Below are 25,196 nucleotides of genomic sequence, written 5' to 3' on the forward strand. Positions count from 1 at the left end.
TGGGGGTCACCTCATTGCGCGCGACAGCCTTTCGTACAGCCGCCACGGGGTATGCGGTTATTCGCGAAAAGATGTCGCCCACGAGTGGGCTCCTACAGGGGGGCGGCGGCCAAGCTACATTTTGTAGTTGACGCCGAACATGATGGTGCGGCCGAAGGTCTTGAAGTCGAGGGGGCGCTGCACCTTCACGTTGTTCGGTAGCCCCGCCGTCTGCACGGTTTTCTCCGGCGAATCGGTCAGGTTGTTCACCTGCAGCAGGAAGGCCAGCCCCGTGTAGCGCCCCTCTTCGAACTCATAACCGGCCTGGAAGTCGGTCTGCTTGTCGGCCAGCACCGTGGTGTAACCGAGCTGGTCGAACAGCGCCACCGCTTCACCCGTGAACGACGAGCGATACCGCTCGGCCACGCGGAACGACCAGCCGTGGTTTTCGTAGTACACGGCCAGGTTGGCCACCTTGCGCGACAGGCCGGGCAGGGTGCTGGGGCCACCGGGGATCGTCGAGACGGCGCTGGTGGGCAGCGTGCTGTTGGTGAGGGTGAAGTTGCCCTGCGCGCCGAAGCCGTCGAGCCAGGACGAAATCATCTTGCCCTCGATGCCGCCCTGCAGTTCCAGGCCCTTGATCTTGCCGCCCGTGCCGTTCTGCGGCGTGGTGAATGAGCCACGCGTACTGGTGGGCGTCAGGGTGGGGTTGTCGTTGACGTAATTCGAGAAGTCGTAGTCGAGCACTGTCTCGTTGTAGATGTAGTTCAGCAGGTTCTTGTTGAACACCGCCGCGGCCACGTAGCTCGCGTCACCGAAATATTTTTCCCACGAAAGGTCGGCACCCACCGCGATATAAGGCTTCAGGTGCGGGTTGCCGCCGCTGCCGGACCACAGCACCTGGCCGGCCGCCGGGCCGTCCTCGATCTGGGCCACGCCTGCCGAGGTGGCGACCTTCTCGTCATCGATGCGGCCGCGCGCCATGGTCTTCGCCAGGCCGAAGCGCAGGTACTGCTTCTCGCCGATTTCGGCCCACAGGTTCAGGCTGGGAAGCACCTTGGTGTAGCGCGTGCCGTCGGAAATGCGGCCCACGAGCGTGTCGCCGTTCGTCTGCAGCGCCACCGACGACTGGTCCGTGCGCACCGCCTGGATACCCATGTTGCCGCCAATGGGGATGCCACCCGCGTTGGTGTCGATGTTGAGCTTCAGGTACACGACCGGCACCTTCTCGCGCACGCTGTAGTTGCGGCTCCAGTCGGCCTGGCCGTTGCGCTGGGTGAGATAGAACTGGCTGCCCAGCGCCTCGTTGACGTTGTAGTTCACGACGCCAGGGAAGCCGCCGTAGCTCAGGTCGGTGATGCCCGTGAGGAACGACGGGTCGATGGCGGCACCGTAGCCTGGCACGTAGGTATCGGCGTCCGAGCCGTTGCCGTTCAGCCATGCGAAGAAGACATCCGCCGACTTGGTCTTGCGTCGGTCGGAATAGTTGGCGCCAAGCGTGGCATCGCTGAAGATCCAGCCCACGGGGTGCGTCACTTCGAGGCGGAAGGCGCGGATCGTGTCCTTCTGCTTGTCGTACTCGGCGCGGCCGTTGTAGCCGTAGTTATTCGGGTCCGTGAACTGCACCACGCTCGGGTCGGCCCAGTCGGTGCCGGGCCTGAAGTCGGGGAAGTGCTCGTGCTGCGGCGTGGCGTAGTCGGTGGAGCTGGTGGCCTGCCCCGGCAGGCCGGCGAACAGGTAGGCATCGTGCAGGCGCTTCTTCGCCATCGAGTACGACGCATCGGCGTTGATCATCCAGCCGTTGCCGAAGTCGTACTGGTTGTTCCAGCCGGCGGCGAAGAGGTTGTCCTTCTCGCGCGTGTGCTCGTTCTGCATGATCGCCTTGAGGCCATCGATATGGCCCGTGGTGGCGATGGGGTAGGGCAGCGAGGGCTCCAGGCCCACGTTGGAGTACGAGACGTTGTCGTACGGGCTGCTCGACCACTGCAGGCCGTTGACGTTGGTCTTCGAATCGAACGTGGAATAGTAAAGATCGAGCGTGGAGTGGTAGTGGTCGTCCGGCGCCCACTCCAGCACGGTCATCAGGCCGTTGCGCAGCTGGTTCTCCGATTTCGAGCGCAGCTGCATGCCTTCCTGCGACAGCACGTTATCAGGCATGCCCGGCGTATGCGGCGCGCCCCAGTTCGTTTCGGCGCCTTGCGAGCCGTTGTTGAGGCTCCACCACCACGCCTGGTACTGCTTCTCCTGGATGGGCGAATCCAGCTGCGCGAAGCCCACCGCCAGGCCGAGGGTATGGTCGAAATACTGGTCGATGTACGAGAAGCTCGCACGGTGGCCCACGTCGCCCACGCCACTGCCGTGGTTGAGGTTGCCGTTATCGGTGGTCTCGCCGCGCAGGTTCACCGCGATGGCGCGCTTGGGCAGGTCGAGCGGCCGGATGGTGTGCAGGTCCACCGTGCCGGAGAGGCCCTGGCCGATCAGTGCGGCGTCGGGTGTCTTGTACACGGCGACGCCGCTGATGAGCTCCGACGGGTACTGGTCGTAATCCACGCCACGGTTTTCGCCGATCGTGGCCTGCTCGCGCCCGTTGAGCAGCGTGCCGGCGAAATCGGGTGCCAGGCCGCGGATCGAGATCTGGTTCGCGCGGCCGTCCACGCGCTGCGTGGCCAGGCCGGGCACGCGGGCCAGGCTTTCGGCGATGCTGCTGTCGGGCAGCTTGCCGATGTCCTCGGCCGAGATGGCCTCGATGATATTGCCGGAGTTCTGCTTGGCCTTCAGCGAGTTCTGGATCGAGGCCTGGATGCCCGTGACCACCACCGCATCGAGGTTGCTGACGCTGTCGGTCGTCGTGCCCTTGGGCGCTGCTTTCTGGTCTTTTGCCGTTTTTGCATTGACGTCCGCCGGCTTGGACGTGGTTGGCACCTGGGCGGGCTGGGTCTGGGCCGGCGAGGAATCCTGCGCCGCGGCGGCGCCGGCGGCCATCAGCAGGGCCATGGCGCAGGCGGCGACCAGCGGCCGCAAGCGGACGGCAGGCGCGGCGGTGCCGCGCGGCAAATGGCTACGATTCATTGGTTTCCCCGCGTCTTCTGACGTTAGTTATCGGATGTGCCGAAGCGCCCCCCGCGCTCGCGGCGCGAGAATGGCCCGTGTGCAACACCGGTGTCATTTCGCGGCGCAGCAGATTCGTACGAACGCGTTCAGCTGACGTACGGGTGGCGGGCGCAAGAACTTGCGGTCGTGGCCCAAAAGGCACGGGCGCGCCGCGTCGGCGCGGGGCTAGCATCGCGCCACCACACCCGGGGGAGAGGAACCATGCTGAAACGCACCATCGCCACGGCCTGCCTGCTGTTGGCCGCGCCCGCCGCGTTCGCCGCCGACGAGGACAAGGCGGTGCTCGCGCCGTTCCAGGCCTTCCTCGCAGGCATGGCGAAGTACGACCAGGCGGCCATGCGCGCCACCGTGCAGCCCGAGGGCAGCGTGGCGCTGCTGCGCAAGGACAAGGTGGTGCGCAACACGCTGGCCGGCTTCATCGAGCACATCAAGCCGGGCAAGGATGCGATCGAGGAACGCATCTACGAACCGCTGGTGCGCATCGACGACAACCTGGCCATCATCTGGGCGCGCTACGACTTCCGCCTCAATGGCAAGGTGGTCCATTGCGGCACCGATCTCGTCCACCTGGTGAAGATGGACGGGAAGTGGGTCATCGCCGGCATCGCCGACAACAGTCGCGACGATTGCCCGGCGGGTTGATCACTCCACCGCGGCCGGGCGGCGCAGGCCGAACAGGCGCGAGATGTTCACCTGCACGTTGAGGCCGTAGACGAGGAGGTTCTTTGGCACGGTCTTGGTGTTGGGCAGGCCCGAGTTATCGGGGTGGATCGCGTACTGGATGTTCGGCATCACGGTGAGCCCGGGCACCGGTTTCCAGCCATAGTTCAATTCGACCGTGAACTGGTTCGGGTTGTTCTTGCCCGTGCCGCCGGCCTTCAGGCGGGCATCGTTGAGGTAGGCCTCCTCGGCGTCGGTCATGCGGAAGTACGACAGCGACAGGCCCACGGTATCGGTCGGGCGGCTGGCGAACGGGCCGGTGAGCACGAACCCCGCGTACACCTGGCGCCGCATGATCTCGTCGGTCTCGAGCTGGTGGGCGATGCCGGCGAAGACATCGAGGTTGCGCGACGAGCCGGGGCTGGGCCGCCACACCACGTGGTCGGCCATGAGGTACACGCCCGAGCGCTCCGAGCTTGCCTCGCGCGCGGTGCCACCGTAGCGCCCACGCGAGCGGCCCGTGGTGTTGTAGAAGGGATCGGTGAGCGGTGCGGTGCTCAGGTAACCGCCCGCCTTCACTTCGAAGCCGTAGGGGTCTTCGGCCGGGTCCATGCGTACCCAGCCCCATTCCACGGGAAAGGTGACGCCCGTGGCGTTGGCGATGGAGAAATCCATGCCATTACTGGCCGAGGTGGTGGGATTGACCTCGTACGCGCCAGCTTCGATATACGCATGCTTCGTGAGCTTGTAGTTCCCGTTCAGCGCCCACGTGGCCGAGGGCAGCAGGCTGTAGCCGGCCTCGGAATTGATGAGGCGCGGCACGCCGCAGTGCGTGCCCGACTGGAACTGGCAGTTGGTGGCCAGGTGGGCGTAGTAGCTGGTGGTGCCCAGGCGGCCGAACAGCACGTCGAGCCGGTCGCCGAGGAACTTTTGCTCCCAGGCGAACAGGCCGAGGTGCCAGCGCGGGAATTCGTTCTTGTAGATGTATTGCTGCTTCGCGAACGTACCGGTCACGTCATGGTTCAGGCCATTGCCGTAGTCGCGGTACACGGTGAAGTGGAAGCTGCCACCGGGGATGCCCACCAGCTTCTGCATGTCGAGGTCGGCGCCGATGTTGAACTGGCCGACATTGGTGCGGCCCTGGTCCACGCCGCCACGCGGGTTGGTGGCGTACTGGTTGATCAGGTTCGCGCGAATGAACACGCCGTCGCGGGCCAGCGCCTGCAGCTGCGCCGCGAACGGATCCTGCGGCGTGCCGTTGGCCGTGGCCTGCGTCTCATCCTGCGCGGCGCACGCGGTGGCGGTGGCGAGGGCGCAAAGGGCCCCCAGGCCCATGGCTTTCCAGCCTGGGCGTTTGCGTTGGTGCATCATGCGTCGTCCCCTCCCCGGGCAGACTCAGATCATGGTGTGGTCAGGCGGGCCGGTGGCCCACGTGGAGTTCTTCGGCCAGCCGTTCGGTATCGACGGCCTTCTCCCACTTGCCCACCACCAGGGTGGCCACGCAGTTGCCGGCGATGTTGGTGAATACAAAGGCCGATGAAAGGATGCGGTGCACGCCGAGCACCAGGGCGATGCTGCCGACGGGTATGGTCTTGGTCGCGGCCAGCGTCATGGCCAGCACGGCGATGGCGGAGCCGGCCACGCCCGCGCCGCCCTTGGAGGTGACGAGCAGCACCAGCAGCAGGCCGAGTTGCTGCTCCCAGCCCAGCGCCGTGCCCGTGGCCTGCGCAAGGAACACGCTCACCGCCGCGAAATACAGGCAGGTGCCGTCGTGGTTGAAGCTGTACGCGGTGGGCAGCACCAGGCCGACGACCGATTCCTGCACGCCGAGCTTGGTGAGCTTGGCGGTGAGCTGCGGGAACACGCTCTCCGAGGAGCTGGTGCCGATGACCAGCACCAGCTCCTCGCGGATATAGCGCATGAGCTTCCACAGGCTGAACCCCGACCAGCGCGCGATGGGCCACAGCACGATGACGAAGAACAGCACGCACGTGAGGAAGAATTCGCCCACCAGCGCCGCAAGCGGGATGAGGGTTTCCAGCCCGAACTTCGCCACGGTGAACGCGATGGCGCCGAACGCCGCGATGGGGGCGATCTTCATGGCGACGCGGATCACCCAGAACAGCGATTGCGATACGAGGTGCACCACGTCGAGGACGGGCCTGGCCCGGTCGCCCAGGGACGCCAGCCCGCAGGCGAACAGCACCGAGAACACCAGGATCTGCAGGATCTCGCCCTGCGCGAAGGCCTCCACCGCGGATTTTGGCACCAGGTTGAGCAGGAACTCGCCGAAGCTCATGTTCGCGGCGGGGTGGATCTTGTCCGCCGAGGTATGCAGCGCCGCCGGGTCGATGTGCATGCCCACGCCGGGTTTCAGCACGTTGATGGTGACCAGGCCGATGACGAGGGCGAAGGTGGTGACGACCTCGAAATACACGATGGCCTTCACCGCGATGCGGCCCACCTTGCCCAGGTCGCGGACGCTGGCGATGCCGTGCGTCACCGTGCAGAAGATGATGAGGCCCACCACCATCTGGATAAGGCGGATGAAGACGTCACCCAGTGGTTTCAGTTGCGCGCCGATATCCGGCGCGAGCGCCCCGACGGCGACGCCGAGCGCCATGCCCAAAAGCACCTGGAACGTGAGGTCGTTGTAGAAGCGCTTGCGCACGGGGCGCGGGGTGGCTTGCGTGGCGGGTTTCAATGTCATCCGGGGTTCCGAAGCGTGGAGGTCAGTCGCCGTCATGGCCAAGCAGGTCCATGGCGGGGGCGAACACTTCGTCGACGTGCAGCGCGCGTGGCAGCAGGCCCTGCCGCTGGCACGCCTCGATGGTGTACGCCACCGGGCCGCGCAGCGCCGTGAAGCCGAAACGGTAGGGCACGGGGGCGTCCGTGGCGCGATCAAGCCGTTCCGCGGCGTCCTTCATCAGCTGGTAGGCGGCCCGCACCGCGCCGGGCGATGCATCGCAGGCCTGCTGGCTGGCCACCACCATGTGGTTGATCGGCATGAAGCCGTGGGTGGCCCACCAGGCGCGGTCTCGGGCGCTGGCGTCGGCCAGCACCGGCTGGAAGCCGGACTCGCTGGGCAGGTCGTTGCCGAAGATGGCAGCGTCCACGGTGCCCTCGCGCAGCAGGTCGGCAAGGCTCTTGTCCCTGGCCACGTGCGTCACATACGGCGGGTCGTCGTAATCGGCGACGTGCGCCGGGTCCTGCGTCACCCAATGGATGTCTGCGGTGTCGACGCCGGTGTCCTCGTGCAGGTGCGCGCGCACCCACATGCCGGTGGTTTGCGTGTAGGCACGCACGGCGATGCGCTTGCCGGCCAGCGCATCGGGCCGCGGGATGCCGTTGGGCTCCCAGCCCACCAGGCAGCCGCGCTGGAACCGCGAGGCCACGACGGCGGGGAGCAGGACGATGGGCGCGCCGTAGGCGATCGCCTGGAGTGCCGTCACGATGGCCAGCTCGCACAGGTCGTAGGCCGCCTCGCGCACCATCGGTGCGAACGCCTTGTGCACGGGCGCGACCTCGACGAAATCGAAGGCCACCACGTCGTGGGGCAGCCCGGCGGACTTCAACGCCTGCGTGTGCGGGTAGTTGCCGAGCACCGTGCGGAGCGTGGCCGTGCTCATGCGGCGGCACCCGCGGTGGCGAACGGGTACAACTGCGCCGCCGTGCCATGCCCGATCGCATCCTGCGCGTCGGGCGGCAGGTCGCCCAGTACGGCGCGCGCCTGCGCGGCGAGGTTCGCGAGCGTGCCGGCCGCGGCGGGGAAGTTCGAGCCCCAGGCGATGCGCCCCGGGCCGAAGGCGCCGAGGATGGCGGCGAGGAAATCCCCCGGTGCGGAGCTGCCCTGTGTCGCGGCTTCCAACGTGCGGTTCGTCAGCTTCAGGTACACACCCGGGAACGCCGCCATGTCGAACAGTGGCTGTGCCGCGGTGTACGGCTTGCCGCCACTGAGGTCCGGGCGTGCGCAGTGGTCCAGCAACACGCGCACCTTCGGGTAGCGCGTGAGTAAGTCGCGCAGCATGGGCAAGCCTTCCATCGTCATCTGCAGGCAAACAGGGATGCCAAGCGCCTCGGCATGGGCCCACGCCGGGTACGAGTCCGGGTGCCCAAGCCAGCTGGCCTGGCCGGGCATGGTGCTGCCCGTGGTGAACAGGCGGAAACCATGCAGCCCTTCGGCCTGCCACTGGTCGATGCGCTGCACGGCATCGGGCGCCATGGCATCGATGGAATACACCCCCACGAGGCGGTCGCGGTGCGCCTTGACGGTATCGGCGACATAGCGGTTGTCATGGCCATACACCGTGGAGGCCTGGACCACCACGGCACGTTCGATGCCTGCCGCGTCCATGGCGCGCAACAGGCCACCGGCGTCGACGGGCCGCTCGCGCGACCACTCCGATTGCTTGCCGCCGATAGGGCCGGTGGGGTACGTCGCCGCGTCGGGCGAGATCACGTGGGTGTGGGTGTCGAACAGGATCACGGCAGCCTCATGCATGGGGGCGGAGCAGTCGGGCCATTCGCATACGCTATTGAAAATTGTTGCGCTGCAAGATGGCGGTGTCGTTGGGTGCGACGGAATATGCGCCGGCATGCCGTTGGAGGCTAATTCGAATTACGATCAGGGTATCGAAAAAGGTTAATGATATGGACCAGCGCGTGCACGCCCTCAACCTGCGCCACCTCGATGCCGTACAGGCCGTGGCGCGCCTTGGCACGATGAGCGCCGCCGCGCAGGCCGTCAGCCTCTCGCAGCCGGCGCTGGCGCACGCCGTGGCCAAGATGGAGCGCGTGATCGACGCACGGTTGTTCGATCGCCACGCGGCGGGCGCGGAATTGACCGAAGGCGGGCGCCGCTTCGTACGCCGCGTGGACACCGCTCTCCGCCTGCTGGTGCGCGGCGTGCGCCGCGTGCGCCGTGGCACGAAAGGCCCGGCCATCGCGCATGTGGAGCGGCGCGTCACCATGGCGCAGCTGCGTGCCCTGGTGGCCGTGGTGGGCACCAGCAGCTATGCCGCCGCGGCGGAGGACGTTGGCGTATCCGAGCCGGCGCTGCACCGTGCGATGCGCGAGTTGCAGGATGCCCTGCACGTGGCCCTCCTGGTGCGCGTGGGGCGCTCGGTGCGGCCCACCGACGGCGCCACCAACCTGGTGCACTTCGTACGCCTCATGTTCGCCGAGCTCAGTGCCGCCATCGAAGAGATCGGCGGCGGAGGTGACGTGGGCCGCGGGTTCATCCGCATCGGCGTGCTACCGGTGGCGCGCGCGCACTTCCTGCCGCGCGTACTGTCGACGTTCGCCGTGGATTATCCCGGCGCCATGGTCGAGGTCATCGAAGGCCCTTACCTGGAACTGCTGTCGCGGCTGCGCCAGGGCGACATGGACCTGCTCATCGGGTCGGAGCGGCAGACAGTGCCGGCGCGCGATGTCGTGCAGGAGGGCCTGTTCGACGATGAACTGGTCATCGTGGGCCGGGCAGGGCACCCCTTGCGCGGCGGGCGCCTAACCACGGCCGCGTTGCTGCGCCACCCCTGGGTGGTGCCCGCGCGCGGCGTGCCGTTGCGGCTGAACTGGGAGCGGATGTTCCACGTGCGCGGCGTGGAGCCGCCGCCGATCCGGCTGCAATGTGCCTCCGTGCTGATCATGCGCGGCATGATGCTGGCCGGCGACTGGCTCACGCTCATGTCGCGCGACCAGTTCCTGCTGGAAAGCCGCGCCGGCCATCTCGTGGAGATCGGCTCGCCGGGCAAGGATTTCTGGCGGCGCATCGCCTTGACCCGGCGCACGGAGTGGATGCCCACGCCATTGCAGGCACGGTTCGTGGCGCTGTTGCGGCGCATGGCGGCCGAGAAAGCCGCCAGCGCGCCGCGCGGTTGATCACAGGCGGGCGGCGTCGACCACCGCCTTCACGAAGGCATCGGGTGCTTCCTGCGGCAGGTTATGCCCGATGCCGCCATCGATGGTGCGGTGCTCGTACTTGCCGGTGAACTTCGCTTTGTACTGCGCCGGCTCCGGGTGCGGCGCGCCGTTCGCGTCACCCTCCAGGGTGATGGTGGGTATGCCGATCGCGGGGCCGGTCGCCAGCTTCGCCTCGTCGGCGTCGTATTTCGCTTCGCCCTCCACCAGGCCCATGCGCCAGCGGTAGTTGTGCACCACCACCGCCACGTGGTCGGGGTTGTCGAAGGCCGCGGCCGAGCGTTCGTACGTGGCGTCGTCGAAATGCCAGCGTGGTGACGCGAGCTGCCAGATCAGCTTGTTGAAGTCGTGGCGGTTCTGCTCGTAACCCATGCGCCCGCGCTCGGTGGCGAAATAGAACTGGTACCACCACTGCAGTTCGGCCTTCGGCGGCAGCGGCTTCTTGCCCGCCTCCTGGCTGCCAATGAGGTAGCCGCTGACCGATACCAGCGCCTTGCAGCGTTCCGGGTGCAGCACCGCGAGGATATCGGCCGTGCGCGCGCCCCAGTCGAAGCCGGCCACGATGGCCTTCTTGATCTTCAGCGCATCCAGCAAGGCGACCGCATCGGCGGCGATGGCGGCCGGCTGGCCGTTGCGCGGCGTGCCCTCGTCGAGGAAACGCGTGGTGCCATAAGCGCGCAGGTAAGGGACGATGACGCGGTAGCCCTTCGCCACCAGTGCCGGGGCCACGTCGGCGAAGGCATGGATATCGTAGGGCCAGCCATGCAGCAGGAGCACGGCCGGGTGGCGTGGCTTGCCCATGTCCACATAGCCGACATCGAGCACGCCCGCATGGATCTGCTTCACCTCGCCGAACGGCGGCCCGTCGGGCGGGCTGCTGGCGCCCGTGGCGGCAAGTTCAGCGGGTGACTTCGGTGCTGCCTCCTGGCCAAGGGCCACGGCCGCGAAGGTGGTGCCCGCCAGGGCGAGGAAACGCCGGCGGCCGGCGTGGGTATCGTCGTGCATGGTCGTGCGTGCCTTTGTGCGGGGAACTGCCATCGGCAAGCATGCACCGCCGAAACCACCGTGGCTTGCACGATCGAACGCCCGGCCATCGTCGTGGCCGGGCGTTCGCGCGCATCAGGCCTTTGCGCCCACCTTGCGGTCGAGGAAGTCGCCGATGAGCGGCATGATCTCGTCGCCCTTGTCCTCCAGCGCGAAGTGGCCGGTGGGGAAGAGGTGGAACTCCAGGTCCTTCAGGTCGCGCTTGTACGGGTGCGCGCCATCGGCCGGGAAGATCGTGTCGCGCTCGCCCCAGGTGATGAGGGTAGGCGGCTGGTATTCGCGGAACAGGCGCTGCACCTCCGGGTAGAGCGGCACGTTCTTCCGGTAGTCGTACATCACGTCCATCTGCACGTCCTCGTTGCCCGGGCGATCGAGCAGGCGCTGGTCGTGCACCCAGTTATCGGGCGAGATGCGCGTGGTGTCGTCTACGCCGTCGGTGTACTGGAAGATAGTGGTCTCGGCCTTCACGAGCCAGCGCAGCGCGTCACGGCTGCTTGCGGCGCCATCGGCCCAGTAGGTCTTGATCGGGTCCCAGAACGCCTTCAGGCCCTCGTCGTAGGCATTGCCGTTCTGCACGATCAGGGCGGTGAGTTTCTCGGGGTTCTTGAGGAACAGCTGCCAACCCACCGGTGCGCCGTAATCCATCACATACATGGCGTACTGCTCCACCTTCAGCCGCTCGAGCAACGTGCGGACGATGTTGCCGAAGCCTTCGAAGCTGTAGTGGTAATCCTGGATGGCCGGCGCGTCGCTCTCGCCGTAGCCGGGGTAATCGGGCGCGATGACGCGATAACGGTTGGCCAGGTACGGGATCAGGTTGCGGAACATGTGCGACGAGGTGGGGAAGCCGTGGAGCAGCAGCACCACGGGCGCGTCGGCGGGGCCGGCTTCGCGGTAGGCGATGGTGAGGCCGTCGATGGTCTCGTTGCGGTAAAAGACGACAGGGGGCTTGGCTTGGGTGGTCATGGCGGTATCTCCAGGGGTTCAGGGCATCAGGGGTTGGCAGGCGGGTTGAACGGTGACGCATCCAGGTAGGTCCACTCGGCCCGGGGCATGGCGTCGCGGAGGGTCCATTCGGTGAGGTGGAACGTGATGAAGCGGCGGGTGCCGCCCGTCGCGCCGGCGGCATCCTCCTCGTCGAACAGCAACGTGGCGGTGCCGGTGAGCTGCAGCAGCCGGCCATGCGTGAAGTCGGGGATGCACAGGCCCGCGTGGGGGTCCACGGCCAGGTTTCCCCACGTGTTGAACAGGCTGTTGCCGGGGTAATCGGGGATGCGCAGGGTGTGTGCATCGATGCGCTGGATGAAGCCCGCTTCGCCGCCGCGGTGGGAGACGTCGGCACCGGCCTCGGCGTGGCGCGTCGCGATGAAGAGCGTGTCGGCGGCGCGGATGATCCCGTCCACGCTGCCGGCGAAGGCGGTGCCGGCAGCGCTCTGCGCATCGGCGCCGCCGTGGCAAAGGGTGCGCAGCACGCGCCGCTGGATGTACTTCGGGCAGTTGGGGTAAGCCTCGCGGACCATGACCTCGATGCCTGCGCCGTCGTCACGCACCACGGTGCCGTTGACCCGGTAGCGGCGGCGCGTGCCCAGCTCGATGAACAGCATGCCGAGGTCGGCACCGGGCCGGATGCCGGCCCACAGCGGATCGGTGGCGTCGCGGCGGCTGGCTGGCATGTCGACGGTGATGAACTGCCCGTCGGCCGTGTGCGCGAACCCGGGTGCACCGAACATCAGCGATGCCCACGGGCGGCCGGCGGCATCCGTGTTGCCCAGCGCCACCATGCCCTGGCTGGCGATGAACGGGCGCGCGCCACCGATCACCTCGTCGCCGACCATGGCCAGGTGGCGGTCGGCGGTGGCGGTCTCGCCCGCCCGTGCCTGCACCGCGCGCTCGCCGTCGTGGAAGGGGTGCTTGCCGTTCATGGGGTGGCCCTCGTTGCGTTGGGGCCATTCTTCTGAAACGGGCACGGGCCGGGAACGCGGCGGCGCTCAATTGACTGTTGCGCGTGGCGAAGGGATAAAGTCGGGGCTGCATTCCGCCCGGTGCCACGCCATGGACCAGATCCACCTGATGAAGGTGTTCGTCGCGGTAGGCGAGGAAGAGAGCTTCGCCGCCGCCTCGCGCCGCATCGATCTTTCGCCCGCTGCCGTCACCCGCGCCATCGCGGCGCTGGAGGACGAGCTGGGCGTGAAGCTGCTGGCCCGCACCACGCGCAACGTGCGGCTCACCGACGCAGGCAAGCGCTATCTCGACGACACACGCAACATCCTGGCCAGCATCACCGAGGCGAACGAGGCCGCCGCGGGCGTCAACGCGGCCCCCAGGGGCAGCCTCGCGGTCACGGCGTCGGTGCTGTTCGGGCGGCGCTTCGTCATGCCCGTGATCGTGCGCTACCTGCAGCAATACCCCGGCGTCGATGTCGCCGCCTATTTCCTCGACCGCGTGGTGAACGTGGTGGACGAGGGCATGGATGTGGCCATCCGCATCGGGCACCTGCCTGATTCGAGCCTGCAGGCACTGCGGGTGGGGCAGGTGCGCCGCGTGATGGTGGCGTCGCCCGCCTACCTCGCCGCGCAGGGCACGCCCGCGCACCCAGCCGACCTGCTACAGCACACGGTGATCGCCGCCAGCGGCGTCACGCCACGCGTGGACTGGAAGTTCGGCGCCGCGGGCGACCCCACCATGGTGCGGATGAAACCGCGGCTCACCGTGACGAGCAACGACGCGGCCATCGCCGCCGCCGTGGGCGGCCTGGGCGTGGCGCGGCTGCTGTCGTACCAGGTGGGCGAAGAGCTCGCCGCGGGCCAGCTCAGCGTGATCCTCGCCGAGCATGAGGAAGCGCCATTACCCGTCCACATCCTGCACCGCGAGGGCAAGTTCGGCGCGTCGAAGGTGCGCCACTTCATCGACCTGCTGGCGGCGCACCTTCGCGAGCACCCGCACCTGGGCTGATCAGGGCGATGCCACGCGGGTGAAGTAGTGCGTGCGCATCGCCGGCTTGCCCTCGTTGGTGTAGAACGACACCACCTCGGTCATCGTCTTGCCGTCGGGCGCCACGGCATAGACGCGCGTCGACGCAGGCACGCCGCCCATGCTGAGGCCCATGACCAGCACGTTCGCCTGCGGGTGTTCCATGGCCGCGGCATCGGCCTCCGGGCTGCCTACGACTGGCACCGACGTGCCGTCGGCGGGGTTGGTGCCCACGGTGTGCACCGTCTTGCCGTCGGCGAAGACGATATCCACGGTGAGGCCCACCTTGCCGCCGCCCGCATCGCTGAAGGCCAGCGTGACGCTCTTCGGCCGCGCTTCCGGTGGCATGTCCATGCGGCTCGTATCGACGGCCCAGCGGCCGAACAGCGGCGACGGCGCCGAGGCCGCCGGCGCGGCGTGGGCACCGCTGGCGGCCAGCGTGGCTGCCAGCATCGTGGCGAGGAAACCCTTGTTCATGCGCGCTCCCTTAGGGGCCCTGCTTGGCGAGGGCATCGGGCGTGATCATACGGCCGCGGACATCGTTGAGGCGAAGGCCGTGCGTGCGGCATACGTCGATGCCGCTGAGGCGCGTGGTGCGGCCGTCGCGGAACGTCAGCCGCAGGTCGCGCTGGCAGGGGCCATCGGGCATGGCGAAGGCCATGGCGTTCAGGCCACCGACGAGCGGGCCACCAAGGTCCACGGCCTGGAAGGCGTCGCTGCCCCCAGGCGCGACGGCCACCGCGGTGACGCTGTCGGCCGTTGCATTCACGAGGTTGAAGGGGCCGGAGGCCGCGAAGGGCGTCGTGCTGAAGAAGGCGGCGCCCGCGAGGGCCAGGGTCGGGAGGATGCGATGCATGGTGGGGCTCCTTTGCGCGTCAGGTGGCTCCATGGAGCCTGTTCGGGCAACGCTTCGGAATGTTTTCGGGACGAATCGTCGTACGGGCATGACCAATGGCAGCGACGCGCGGTTTTGCTTTCCAGCACCGCGGCAGCGTGCCTAAGATGGCCGCGACCACCCGCTGGAACCGCCCCATGAAGGTCCGCCTTGGCACCGCTGAGATCGGCATGACCCGTTACCTGGGGCTATGGGGCATCGTGGCCATCGTCTTCGCGTTCCAGGGCTATATGCGCGATGACCTGGCCGGCCACACCTTCGATTTTTTCGACTATGTGCGCTGGTCGCTCATCCAGTGGTACATCTGGGCGGCGCTGGCACCGTTGGTGTTCCGCCTGGGCGAGCATTTCCCCATCCGCGTGCCGCTGCGCATCCGTGAGCTGTGGATGCCGTTGCTTGCCAGCGTCGGCATCACGGCGCTGTCGATGTTCCTGGGCGCGCTCATCTCCACGTTCTTCGAACCCAGTGGCCTCGCCGAGCAATGGCGGCAGTTCGTCGACCAGCACGCGGCAGAGGGCATGCTCACGTGCTGGGCCTTGTTCGCCGTGCAGCAGGCCATGCACTACCGGACGGAAAAGGCACGGCAGGAGACCGAACTGGCGCAATCACGCCTCCAGGTGTTGCGCACGCAGCTGCAGCCGCATTTCTTGTTCAACACCATGCACGCCATCGCCACGCTGCTGCACGAGGACGTGGGTTCGGCGGAAGACATGCTGCTGAAGCTCAGCGACCTGCTGCGCGCGTTCCTCGATGAATGCCAGGGGCAGGAGATCACGCTGCGCCAGGAGCTGGTGCTGCTCGACCTCTACCTCGGCATCCAGCGCAAGCGCTTCAAGGACCGGCTGGACACGCGCATCTACGTGGCCCCCGATACGCTGGCCTGCGCCGTGCCCAGCCTCATCCTGCAGCCCATCGTCGAAAACGCCATACGCCATGGCATCGGCGAGCGGCTGGGCGGTGACTGCATCGAGATCGAGAGCCGCCGCGATGGCGACGCGCTGGTGATCGAGGTGCGTAACCGCAACAGCACGCTCGAGGGCAACGACAAGCCCCCGGCGGGCCATGGCATCGGCCTGTCGAACACCACGCTCCGCCTGCAGGAACTGTACGGCGCGGCCGGGCAGGTGGACCTGAAGATGCTGTGGCCGCAAGGCGTGGCCTGCCGCCTGCGCATGCCCTACCACCCGGTGGAAGACGCCGACGAGCCCGAGGTGGCCGCCGCATGAAACTCGCCGTGCTGGTGGTGGATGACGAGCCCATCGCGCGGCAGGCCGTGCTGCGCCTGCTGAAGGATGACCCGGACGTGGCCCACGTGGCCGAGTGCGGCGACGGGGCCTCGGCCGTAGAGGCGATCCGATCCGGCTCGCCCGACCTTGTCTTCCTCGATATCCAGATGCCGGCGATGACCGGCATGGACGTGGCGCGTACCGTCGGCATCGAGCGCATGCCTGCGACCGTGTTCGTCACGGCGTATGAGCAGTACGCGGTGCGGGCGTTCGACGCCAACGCGGTGGACTACCTGGTCAAGCCCTTCAGCCGCGAACGCTTCGCGCATGCGCTCGGCAGGGCGAAGGGCAGGGTGGCCAGCGCGGCGCAGGGTGCCGATGCCTCCGCGCGGATCATGCAGGCCCTGGATGCGCTGCGCCGCAAGGATGCCTACCTCGACCGCATCCCCATCCGCGCGGACGAGCAGGTCACCTTCGTGGCGGTGGACGATATCGTGTGGATCAAGGCCAGCCGCAACACGGTGGTGATCCACCTAGCCGACCGCGAGCACGAGCTGCGTGAAACGATGGCGGGCCTGGCCGAACGGCTCGACCCGCGCCACTTCGCCCGCGTGCACCGCTCGGCCATCGTCAACGTGCGCCGCGTGCAGGCGGTGCATCCCTGGTTCAACGGCTACCACGTGCTGACGATGGATACCGGCCAGAAGCTGCGCATGAGCCGCTACCAGCACGAGGCCTTCCTGAAGCTGGTCTCGCTGCGCCCCGGCGGCTAGGGTTCACGGTACCCCCGCAGCCCGCTTGTCATGCTGCACGTGTATGACGGTGCCGCCGCTACCAGGATGTGACCCGTGCCCACTGCTTTGGAAACCACGCCACCCATCGTCCGACGCGCCCGCGTCACGGCGCTGGGCCTGTTCGATGTCTCGTATGCCGCGGACCTGGCGAAGGCCCGGGCCCTGTGCACCGACATGGCCGTGGCCACCGGCCTTGCCGGGCCGCTGACGTTCGACGTGCCGCCCCTGCGCCTGCAGTACGCCACGGTGGAGATCCCCGTGGGTGCCGCGACGCTCACGGGCGAGGTCGCCGTCCACCTGTATGACTTCGGCGCCATCGCGCTGGCCATCACCTTCGTGCTCGACGACCTGCCGTGGGCACGCTTCGTCGAGACGGCGCGGCTGATCGAGGAGGCACTGGCGCTGGACAAGCCGTCGGCGCCGTGGACCGCCTTCCTCGCCGACGCCAAGGCCCGCTTCCTGCCAGCGCTGGAACGGCCGAACGAGGCCGTGATCCAGGAGGATTACCAACTCATCGAGATCGATGCCTTCGCCGCGCCGCTGCCCGACGTGCTGCACAAGGTCGTCGACCTGTCGCCGCTGCTCGCGGGCGATCCGCGTCCCTTGTCCGTGGAGACACGCGAGACCTTGCTGAAACACCGCTTCGGCTACCTCGCCGACGATTGCGTGGTGGTGACGCGCGACCGCGCACTGCTGTACCAGCCGGGCGGCGACGCGGGCGTGGCCGCCGTGCTCGAAGTCGCGAACGCGCAGCTGCTGGAGCTGCGCTACTACGGCAACCTGCTCGACGACGAGCTGCCGCGCATGTACGACCTCGTGGACCGGACCCGCACGGTGCCCGCGTTCTCCGCGCCCGCGCAGTTGTCGCGGCTCGCGCGCCGCCTGTACACCGTGTGGGCCGAGGTGACCGAACTGACCGAACGCGTGGAAAACGCCCTCGAAGCCACCGGCCACCCCTACCTCGCCACGGTGTACACCGCCACGCTCGAACTCTTCGGCGTGCCCGGGCTGAGCACCGCGGTGGACCGCAAACTCGAGATTGTCCGCGACACCTACGCGGCGCTTTACGACGAGGCGTCCGTCAGCCGCGCCGGCCTGCTCGAAATCACCATCGTCGTGCTCATCGCCGTCGAACTCGTGCTCGCGTTGATCAAGTAGGTCTCAATGCGGCGAGCGCGTCGGGCGCACGACGATCTCGTTGACGTCCACGTCGCCGGGCTGCTCGATCGCATAGCGCACGGCGCGGCCGATGGCATCCGGCTGCAGCGCAACGGCGCGCCAGGCCTTCATCGCCTCCGCCGCGCTGGCGTCGGTGATGGTGCCGGCCAGCTCGCTTTCCACCACCCCGGGGTGGATGCACGTGACGCGCAGGTCCTGCGTTTCCTGGCGCAACCCATCGGAAATGGCGCGCACGGCGAACTTCGTGGCGCAGTACACGGCGGCCGTGGGCGATACGTTCAGCGCGCCGATCGAGGCGATGTTGATGACGTGGCCTTGCATGCGCGCCGTCATGTGCGGCAGCACGGCGGCGATGCCGTAGAGCACGCCCTTGATGTTCACGTCGACCATCCGGTCCCACTCGTCCACGTGCAGCGCGGCCAGCGGCGATAACGGCATCACGCCCGCGTTGTTGACGATGACATCGACGTGGCCCCATGCCGCGATCGCGGCATCGGCGAAGGCTTGCACGTCGCTGCGCGAGGTGACATCGAGCGAGCGGAAGAGGGCCGTGCCACCCGCGGCGTTGATCTCGGCGGCGATGCGTTCCAGGCGATCGGTGCGGCGCGCGCCGAGGAAGACGCGGGCGCCGGCGGCGGCCAGCTCCCGGGCGATGCCCTCGCCGATGCCGCTCGAGGCGCCAGTGATAAGTACGGTCTTGTCCATGGGATGTCCTTCGGTAGGGGTAGGCAACCTACGTTAGGCGTGCCGTATCCACTGGACAATCCGGTAGCATCTGCCCACATTGGTTAGTAGGATTAACCAATGAGCCTCGACCTCAACCTTTTGCAGGCCTTCGTGGCGGTGGCCGATGCCGGGAATTTCCGGGCAGCGGCCGATCGCCTCGGCGTTACCCGCTCCGCGGTCAGCCAGTCGATCCGCAAGCTGGAGGACCAGCTCGGCGTCGCGCTCGTCCGGCGTACCACCCGCAGCGTCAGCCTTACGGAAGCCGGCGTGCAGCTGCATGCTGGCGTGGCGCCCAACCTCGCCGACCTCGCCGCATCGGTGGAAGCCGCGGGCAGCCTCGCTGGCCGCCCGACGGGCCAACTGCGCCTTGCCGTGTCGACGATCGCCGAGCGCTTCCTCGACGGCCCGTTGCTCGCCTCGTTCCTGCTCGCGCACCCGGGCATCGAACTCGACATCACTGTCACCGACGACGAGTTCGACATCGTCGCGGAGGGCTACGACGCCGGCGTGCGCCTTGGCGAGGTGATTGAACAGGATATGGTGGCCGTACCCGTCGGCGGCCCCACGCGCCAGGTCTGCGTGGCGAGCCCCGCCTACCTCGCGGCGCATGCTGCGCCCGCGCACCCGCGCGACCTCATCCACCATCGCTGCATCGGCTGGCGTCCGGCGCCGCGCGTGGCGCCGTACCGATGGGAGTTCGAAGAAGACGGCAAGCCGTTCGACGTCGCCGTGGGCGCGGGCCTTATGACCAACGACGTGTGGGTGATGCTGCGCACCGCGCTTTCCGGTGGCGGCATCACGTTCGGCGTGGAGGGTACGTTCAGGCCCTACATCGTGCGCGGCGAGCTGGTGACGATGCTCGATGCATGGCTCACGCCGTTCCCTGGTTTTTATCTTTATTACCCGGGCCGGCGCCACCTGGCGCCGAAAGTACGTGCGCTGGTCGACCACGTAAAATCTTTCGAAGCGTGATGCGCGTTGCGCTTTTGCGGGCGCGCGCAGTTACCTGCGCCGCGCTCGCAAAAATGTCATACCGCGTCGTGACAATCACCGCCGCAGGGGGAAAACAATAAGCGCGCGGGGACACGCATGACATCCCAGGACCGGCGTCATTTCCTGAAGATTTCCCTTGGCGCCGCAGGTGCGGCGTTTACGGCGGCGGTGGTGCCGCCTTCGATCCAGAAAGCCCTTGCGGTGCCGGCGGCACGGCGCACGGGCACGCTCAAGGATATCGAGCACGTGGTGATCCTCATGCAGGAGAACCGCTCGTTCGACCATTACTTCGGCACTATGCGTGGCGTGCGCGGCTTTGGCGATACGCGCACGCACACGCTGGCGTCGGGCCGCTCGGTGTTCCACCAGCCGGTGGCGGCGGGCAGTGCGGATTACCTGCTGCCGTTCCGCCCGCAGGCGGAAAACCTCGGCCTTACCTTCATCGAAGACCTGCCGCACGGGTGGAACGATACCCAGGCCGCGTTCAACGCCGGCAAATACGACCAGTGGGTGCCTTCGAAGGGCACCACCACCATGGCGTACCTGACCCGCCACGATATCCCCTTCCATTACGCGCTGGCCGATGCGTTCACCGTGTGCGACGCGTACCACTGCTCCATCCTCTCCTCGACCGACCCGAACCGCTACTACATGTGGACCGGCTACGTGGGCAACGACGGGCAGGGCGGTGGGCCCGTCCTCAGCAATGCCGAGGAAGGCTATGGCTGGACGACGTACCCCGAGCGCCTCGAGGCCGCGGGCGTGTCGTGGAAGATCTACCAGGACATCGGCACCGGCCTCGATGCCGCGGGCGGCTGGGGCTGGGGCTCCAACCCTTACATCGGCAACTACGGCGACAACTCGCTGCTGTACTTCAACCAGTACCGCAACGCCGAGCCGGGCAACCCGCTGTACGACAAGGCGCGCACGGGCACCAACACGCTCGGCGGGCAGTCGCTGTTCGAACTGCTGCAGAAGGACGTGAAAGCCGGCACGCTGCCACAGGTATCGTGGATCGCGGCGCCCGAAGCGTATACCGAGCACCCGAGCTGGCCGGCCAACTACGGCGCGTGGTACGTCGACCAGGTGCTCGAGGCGCTGACGTCGAACCCCGAGGTGTGGAGCAAGACCGCGCTGTTCATCACCTACGACGAGAACGACGGCTTCTTCGACCACGTGCTGCCGGCCTATCCACCCGCCACGGCCGATCGCGGCCTGTCGACGGTAAGCATCGATGGCGAGGTGTATCCCGGCGGCGATGGCTTCAACGCCGGCGTGTACGGCCTGGGCGTGCGCGTGCCGATGCTGGTGGTGTCGCCATGGAGCAAAGGGGGCTGGGTGTGTTCGGAAACCTACGACCACACCTCCATCATCCGCTTCCTCGAACAGCGCTTCGGGGTCATGGAGCCGAACATTTCCGCGTGGCGCCGCGCCGTGTGCGGTGACCTCACGCGCGCGTTCGACCTCGATGGCCACGACGGCCGCATGCCGCGCCTGCCGGCCACCACCGGCTGGGAGCCCGATCGTGGCGACCACCCGGCGGTGCATCCGGCGCCGCCCACCGAGCAGCACCTGCCGCGCCAGGAGCGCGGCCAGCGGCCGGCGCGCGCGCTTCCCTACGAGCTGGAAACCACGGGCCGCCTGGATATCGACGCCGGGCGCTACTGGCTCGATTTCAGGAACACCGGCGACCTCGGCGCGTGCTTCCACGTGACCTCCACGCTGCGCACGGACGGCCCCTGGGCCTATACGGTGGAGGCGGGCAAGTCGCTCTCCGATCACTGGACCAGCGCTTACAGTGGCGGCGCGTACGATCTGACGGTGATAGGCCCGAACGGCTTCATGCGCCAGTTCAGCGGGAAGCAACCGGACAAGGCCGATACGCACCGCTTGGCCCTGCCCGAAGTGACCCTGGTGGAAGGGCGCCACCGTGACGACCTGCACCTGCTGCTCGTCAACAACGGTGGCCGCCCCTGCGCCATTACGGTGCAGGCCAACGATTACCTGCACGAGCCGCCGCGACGTTACTGGCTGCTGCCTGGCCAGCAAGTGGAGACGCACTGGGATATCGGCGGCTGCGACCACTGGTACGACGTCGTGGCCACGAGCGACGCCGACCCGTTGTTCTCCCGCCGGTTCGCGGGCCATCGTGAAACCGGCAGGGATTCCGTCTCCGATCCGGCGCTCGGGGGCCGCTGATTCAGTTTGACTTCATGCAGGGAAAAGGCCCGGTGCGGCATGCGCCGGGCCTTTTGCGTTCAACACTTAGGTAATATTACGTAGTGAATTAGGTCACATCCTAATCGTCGACTATTCATCTAAGTCGATGAGACCTTCATCACGTTTCCGGCCGTTTTGGGGTAGGGTTGCCGAAAAAGGGGCTTACTGTGCAGGTTGCAGCCTGCTAGGAGCCCCGGCCCGGCAGCCGGAAACGTGCAACCTCCGGCCGCCCGACGGCGTGTTGAACACGGAGGATGCAAGGATGTCTGAGAAGTTCAAGAAGCGGTCCCTGGTCACCCGCCTGCCGGCGTGGTCGGTCATCGACGCGACCATCCACTTCGCGAGCTTCCTGCACCAGCACAAGCGGCTGCCCCGGCGCGAAAGCCAGCTGGTGAACGACGTCATTTACCGCATGAAAGCCTCCGGCGAATTGTCGGATCCGCTGCGCGTGTTCGTCACCGACAAAGAGCTGCTCAAGGTGTTTGTCCGGGACACCATTGGCGACGCGTTCAACGTGCCCACCACCCGCGTGCTGCGCCACGTTGGCGAGGTATCCGCCGATATCTTCCCGGATGCCTGCGTCATCAAGCCCACGCATGCCAGCGGTGAGGTGATCATCCGCCGCCATGGGGAGGCGCTCGACCTGGGCCGCATCCGCCGCTGGTTCCAGCTCAACTATTACCGCCAGTCGCGCGAGCCGAACTACCGCTTCCTGCAGCCGAAGGTGATCGTCGAGCCCATCATCTTCAACGCCGTGGACCTTGTCGATTACAAGGTGTTCTGCTTCAACGGCGAGCCGCGCCTTATCCAGGTGGATGCGAACCGGCATATCCGCCACTGCCGCCGCTTCTTCGACCTCGACTGGAAGCCGCTGCATTTTGGCCTCGTTTACGAACAGGGCACCATCGAAGTGGAGCGGCCGGCCAACCTTGCCGCGATGATCGACACGGCCGCGAAGCTCAGCAAGGGCTTCTCGCTTATCCGCGTCGACCTTTACTCGAACGGCGAACAGGTGCTGGTGGGCGAGCTCACCAACTGCCCCAGCGGCGCGAACGGTATCTTCTACCCCGAGGACGGCGAGGCGGTGGCCTCGCGCATGATCCTCGGCGAGCTTGCCCGCGAGGCGGCTGCCCCGCAGATCAGCCTCACCGTGCCGGTGGTGGCGCCACCGGCGAGCGTGGCGGCGTCGATCGACGTCGTGCCCTCGATCGACTCGGCGAGCAGCTGCTAGTCAGCGCTTCGCCGGGGCACCCAGCAGCGCGCCGGTGACGATCCCGAACAGATGCGGCGCCCGCGGCGCGAACGCCGCCTGTTCGCCCAGCCACGCCAGCCCTGCGATCAACGCGAGGAAATCCGCGCCGTCGATGTCCTTGCGTGCCGTGCCTTCGGCCTGCGCCCGTGCGAGCAGGCGCGCGCCCGACGAGCGCACCGCCTTGCAGGCGACGTAGAGCGGGGATGTTTCGTCATCCATCGCGGCAGCCATCAGGTCCACCACGCCGCGGAATTGCTGCGTCCATGCCACGGCATCGCGTGCCCAGGCCACCAGCGCTTCGTCCGGCGCATGCGCAGCCTCGAGTTCGGCGGCCAGGCCCGTGAGCTGGTCCAGGCTCGAGCGCAGCAGCACGTCGAACAGCGCCTCGCGTGACGGGAAATGCCGGTACAGCGTGCCCAGGCCCACGTCCGCCCGCCGTGCGATATCGCGCAACGACGCGTCCGCGCCCTGTTCCGCGACCACATCTCGCGCCACGCTGAGAATCAGCGCGTAGTTCTTTTGGGCATCAGCACGCATGGGTACCTCTTGACAAACGGAGCACTGCTCCCATTAACTAGATGGAGCACTGTTCCGTTAATCATAGAGGATTCGTCATGGGAAAGCTTGAAGGCAAGATCGCGGTCATCACGGGTGGTACGAGCGGCATGGCCCTGGCCACCGCGCAGCGCTTCGTGGAAGAGGGCGCGTATGTGTTCATCACCGGCCGGCGCCAGGCGGCGCTGGACGAGGCGGTGAAAACCATCGGCCGCAACGTCACCGGGGTGCAGGGCGATGCCGCCAACCTCGATGACCTCGACCGGCTGTTCGCCACGGTGAAGCGCGAGAAGGGCCGCGTGGACGTCTTGTTCGCCAGCGCAGGTTCGGGCGAGTCGGCGCCGATCGGCGAGGTGACGCCCGAGCATTTCGACGCCGTGTTCGGCCTCAATACCCGCGGCACGCTGTTCGCCGTGCAGAAAGCGCTGCCGCTGTTCAACGATGGCGGCTCGATCATCATGAACGGCTCGGTGGCCTCGGTAAAAGGCTGGCCCACGTTCGGCGTGTACTCGGCCAGCAAGGCCGCGCTGCGCTCGTTCGCGCGCACGTGGCTGAACGAGCTGAAGGACCGCCGCATCCGCGTCAACGTGCTTAGCCCGGGCCAGGTGCAGACGCCGATCCAGGAGCAGCTGTTCGACGCGGAACAGATCAGGCAGTTCGAGTCGATGATCCCGCGCGGCAAGATGGGCCGGCCGGAAGAAATCGCCTCGGCGGCGTTGTTCCTCGCGTCGGACGAGTCGTCGTACGTCAACGGCGTGGACCTCGCGGTCGATGGTGGTACGACGGCGATATAAAAAAGCACCCGGGGGAGACCGGGTGCCTGAAGTGCCGGAAGGTTGGGGGTGGAGGCCTTCCGGCGCGACACGGTGGCGGCGCGTTACTTCTTCGCTTCCATGATCTGCGCGGCGCGCGCCGCGATGGTCATCTCGGTCTGGCTGAGCGAACCATCGTGGTTGAAGTCCAGCTCGGTGAAGTGTTCCGCCAAAGCGGGGACGGCGTCGGCTTCTTCCTTGCTGACCTTGCCGTCCTTGTTGGTATCCAGCGCCTTGAACGCCGTGTCGATCTCGGCGCGCTGCTGGGCAAGGCGCGAGTTCATGTACGTGGTGAATTCGGCCTTGCTCAGTTGGCCGTCGCCGTTGGCGTCGATCTTCGCGAAGGCGGCATCGGCGATGTTCGCCTCGGCTTTCGACAATTCGTCGGCGGTGGGTAGTTTCGGCGGTGCCTTCACGGCGGGCGTGGTGTCGGCGAACGCCAGCGCGGGCAGGCAAAGCAGCGCGCCGCCCAGCACAAGGGTGCGGATAGTCATCGGTGGCCTCATGGTGTCAGCGGTCCCAGTCGCGGCGGTCGCGATCGCGGTAACGGTCGTTATCCCAGTGGTCGTGGCGGTCGTCGTGGCGATCGCGCCGGTTCTTGGTGGTGACGTTGCCGATGGCGCCACCCGCGGCGGCGCCGGCGATCGTGCCCCACATATCGCCCTTGGAAAGCAGGGCACCACCGAGCGCGCCAATGCCCACGCCGATCAGCGTGTTCTTCTCCTTGCGGCTCATTTTGTCGCGGGCTTCGGCCGGCTGCGCGCTGCTGAACAGCAGCCCCAGCGCCATGGCGCCGTACGCGGCCAATCGTATCGTCGTCTTGATCGTCATCGTCATCGTTGCCTCTTGCGGCCCGCCGTG

General features: G+C 67.3%; 24 protein-coding genes. 10 read left to right on the forward strand and 14 right to left on the reverse strand.

The genetic code is table 11. The annotated features are described in order from the left end of the window. Positions 1-114: 114 nt before the first annotated feature. The gene (locus VI08_RS18910) at positions 115-3,048 is read right to left on the reverse strand and encodes a TonB-dependent receptor (RefSeq protein WP_045831195.1); all 2,934 of its coding nucleotides are present in this window, start codon (positions 3,046-3,048) and stop codon (positions 115-117) included. A gap of 243 nt (positions 3,049-3,291) precedes the next feature. Between VI08_RS18910 and VI08_RS18915 the strand changes: the two genes are divergently transcribed. After that, positions 3,292-3,732, forward strand: a complete 441-nt coding sequence (locus VI08_RS18915) for a nuclear transport factor 2 family protein (RefSeq protein ID WP_045831196.1) — start codon at positions 3,292-3,294, stop codon at positions 3,730-3,732. Here the strand turns inward: VI08_RS18915 and VI08_RS18920 are convergent, their stop codons facing one another. Genes VI08_RS18920 through VI08_RS18935 form a run of 4 tightly spaced genes read right to left on the reverse strand, consistent with a single transcriptional unit; the run spans position 3,733 to position 8,251 of the window. Next, the gene (locus VI08_RS18920; RefSeq protein WP_084621618.1) at positions 3,733-5,121 is read right to left on the reverse strand and encodes a carbohydrate porin; all 1,389 of its coding nucleotides are present in this window, start codon (positions 5,119-5,121) and stop codon (positions 3,733-3,735) included. 40 nt (positions 5,122-5,161) lie between these two features. Continuing rightward, positions 5,162-6,460, reverse strand: coding sequence for a C4-dicarboxylate transporter DctA (dctA, locus tag VI08_RS18925; RefSeq protein ID WP_045831198.1), 1,299 nt, complete (start codon positions 6,458-6,460; stop codon positions 5,162-5,164). A gap of 22 nt (positions 6,461-6,482) precedes the next feature. Next, a complete protein-coding gene (locus VI08_RS18930) occupies positions 6,483-7,379 on the reverse strand; it encodes a hypothetical protein (protein WP_045831199.1) in 897 nt (298 codons plus the stop codon). Then, positions 7,376-8,251: an amidohydrolase family protein gene (locus VI08_RS18935; RefSeq protein ID WP_045831200.1), complete on the reverse strand. Its 876-nt coding sequence runs from the start codon at positions 8,249-8,251 to the stop codon at positions 7,376-7,378. The genes VI08_RS18930 and VI08_RS18935 overlap by 4 nt, the downstream gene beginning before the upstream one ends. Positions 8,252-8,400: 149 nt before the next feature. On the opposite strand from VI08_RS18935, the gene VI08_RS18940 reads away from it, so the two are divergent. Then, positions 8,401-9,630 (forward strand): LysR family transcriptional regulator, encoded by a 1,230-nt coding sequence (locus VI08_RS18940; protein ID WP_045831201.1) that lies wholly within the window; start codon positions 8,401-8,403, stop codon positions 9,628-9,630. On the opposite strand, the gene VI08_RS18945 is transcribed toward VI08_RS18940, so the two are convergent. The 3 genes from VI08_RS18945 to VI08_RS18955 form a co-directional block, all read right to left on the reverse strand. Next, complete coding sequence (locus VI08_RS18945; protein ID WP_045831202.1) at positions 9,631-10,674, reverse strand: alpha/beta fold hydrolase; 1,044 nt, start codon at positions 10,672-10,674, stop codon at positions 9,631-9,633. 114 nt (positions 10,675-10,788) lie between these two features. Then, positions 10,789-11,679, reverse strand: a complete 891-nt coding sequence (locus tag VI08_RS18950) for an alpha/beta fold hydrolase (protein WP_045831203.1) — start codon at positions 11,677-11,679, stop codon at positions 10,789-10,791. Positions 11,680-11,705: 26 nt separating this feature from the next. Continuing rightward, positions 11,706-12,635 (reverse strand): pyridoxamine 5'-phosphate oxidase family protein, encoded by a 930-nt coding sequence (locus tag VI08_RS18955; RefSeq protein ID WP_045831204.1) that lies wholly within the window; start codon positions 12,633-12,635, stop codon positions 11,706-11,708. A gap of 130 nt (positions 12,636-12,765) precedes the next feature. Here VI08_RS18955 and VI08_RS18960 point away from each other — a divergent pair, with 130 nt between their 5' ends. Then, positions 12,766-13,665, forward strand: coding sequence for a LysR family transcriptional regulator (locus VI08_RS18960; protein WP_045831205.1), 900 nt, complete (start codon positions 12,766-12,768; stop codon positions 13,663-13,665). On the opposite strand, the gene VI08_RS18965 is transcribed toward VI08_RS18960, so the two are convergent. Then, positions 13,666-14,160: a hypothetical protein gene (locus VI08_RS18965; protein ID WP_052698062.1), complete on the reverse strand. Its 495-nt coding sequence runs from the start codon at positions 14,158-14,160 to the stop codon at positions 13,666-13,668. A gap of 10 nt (positions 14,161-14,170) precedes the next feature. Next, entirely contained in the window at positions 14,171-14,539 is a 369-nt protein-coding gene (locus VI08_RS18970; RefSeq protein ID WP_045831206.1) for a hypothetical protein, read from the reverse strand. A 146-nt stretch (positions 14,540-14,685) separates the two neighbouring features. On the opposite strand from VI08_RS18970, the gene VI08_RS18975 reads away from it, so the two are divergent. From VI08_RS18975 to VI08_RS18985, 3 genes are all read left to right on the forward strand, one after another. Beyond that, positions 14,686-15,804, forward strand: coding sequence for a sensor histidine kinase (locus VI08_RS18975; RefSeq protein ID WP_232309598.1), 1,119 nt, complete (start codon positions 14,686-14,688; stop codon positions 15,802-15,804). Beyond that, positions 15,801-16,577 (forward strand): LytR/AlgR family response regulator transcription factor, encoded by a 777-nt coding sequence (locus VI08_RS18980; RefSeq protein WP_045831208.1) that lies wholly within the window; start codon positions 15,801-15,803, stop codon positions 16,575-16,577. The genes VI08_RS18975 and VI08_RS18980 overlap by 4 nt, the downstream gene beginning before the upstream one ends. Before the next feature lie 75 nt (positions 16,578-16,652). Then, positions 16,653-17,756: a hypothetical protein gene (locus VI08_RS18985; RefSeq protein WP_045831209.1), complete on the forward strand. Its 1,104-nt coding sequence runs from the start codon at positions 16,653-16,655 to the stop codon at positions 17,754-17,756. 3 nt (positions 17,757-17,759) lie between these two features. On the opposite strand, the gene VI08_RS18990 is transcribed toward VI08_RS18985, so the two are convergent. Further along, positions 17,760-18,482: an SDR family oxidoreductase gene (locus VI08_RS18990; RefSeq protein ID WP_045831210.1), complete on the reverse strand. Its 723-nt coding sequence runs from the start codon at positions 18,480-18,482 to the stop codon at positions 17,760-17,762. A 99-nt stretch (positions 18,483-18,581) separates the two neighbouring features. On the opposite strand from VI08_RS18990, the gene VI08_RS18995 reads away from it, so the two are divergent. The 3 genes from VI08_RS18995 (at position 18,582) to VI08_RS19005 (ending at position 22,947) form a co-directional block, all read left to right on the forward strand. Next, entirely contained in the window at positions 18,582-19,475 is an 894-nt protein-coding gene (locus VI08_RS18995; protein WP_045831211.1) for a LysR family transcriptional regulator, read from the forward strand. A 117-nt stretch (positions 19,476-19,592) separates the two neighbouring features. Then, complete coding sequence (locus VI08_RS19000) at positions 19,593-21,695, forward strand: phosphocholine-specific phospholipase C (protein WP_045831212.1); 2,103 nt, start codon at positions 19,593-19,595, stop codon at positions 21,693-21,695. A 283-nt stretch (positions 21,696-21,978) separates the two neighbouring features. After that, positions 21,979-22,947 (forward strand): ATP-grasp fold amidoligase family protein, encoded by a 969-nt coding sequence (locus VI08_RS19005; protein ID WP_052698064.1) that lies wholly within the window; start codon positions 21,979-21,981, stop codon positions 22,945-22,947. Here VI08_RS19005 and VI08_RS19010 read toward each other — a convergent pair whose 3' ends face one another. Further along, positions 22,948-23,505, reverse strand: a complete 558-nt coding sequence (locus VI08_RS19010; protein WP_045831213.1) for a TetR/AcrR family transcriptional regulator — start codon at positions 23,503-23,505, stop codon at positions 22,948-22,950. It lies immediately after the preceding gene. A gap of 77 nt (positions 23,506-23,582) precedes the next feature. On the opposite strand from VI08_RS19010, the gene VI08_RS19015 reads away from it, so the two are divergent. Beyond that, positions 23,583-24,317: an SDR family NAD(P)-dependent oxidoreductase gene (locus tag VI08_RS19015; RefSeq protein WP_045831214.1), complete on the forward strand. Its 735-nt coding sequence runs from the start codon at positions 23,583-23,585 to the stop codon at positions 24,315-24,317. Positions 24,318-24,400: 83 nt separating this feature from the next. Here VI08_RS19015 and VI08_RS19020 read toward each other — a convergent pair whose 3' ends face one another. Further along, positions 24,401-24,829 carry an EF-hand domain-containing protein gene (locus tag VI08_RS19020; protein ID WP_045831215.1) on the reverse strand — a complete coding sequence of 143 codons (429 nt, stop codon included), beginning with the start codon at positions 24,827-24,829 and terminating at the stop codon, positions 24,401-24,403. A gap of 16 nt (positions 24,830-24,845) precedes the next feature. Next, entirely contained in the window at positions 24,846-25,172 is a 327-nt protein-coding gene (locus VI08_RS19025) for a hypothetical protein (protein WP_084621621.1), read from the reverse strand. Positions 25,173-25,196 lie beyond the last annotated feature (24 nt).

Origin of the sequence: Luteibacter yeojuensis, from assembly GCF_000964085.1 — a bacterium.
GTDB classification, from domain to species: Bacteria; Pseudomonadota; Gammaproteobacteria; order Xanthomonadales; family Rhodanobacteraceae; genus Luteibacter; species Luteibacter yeojuensis_A.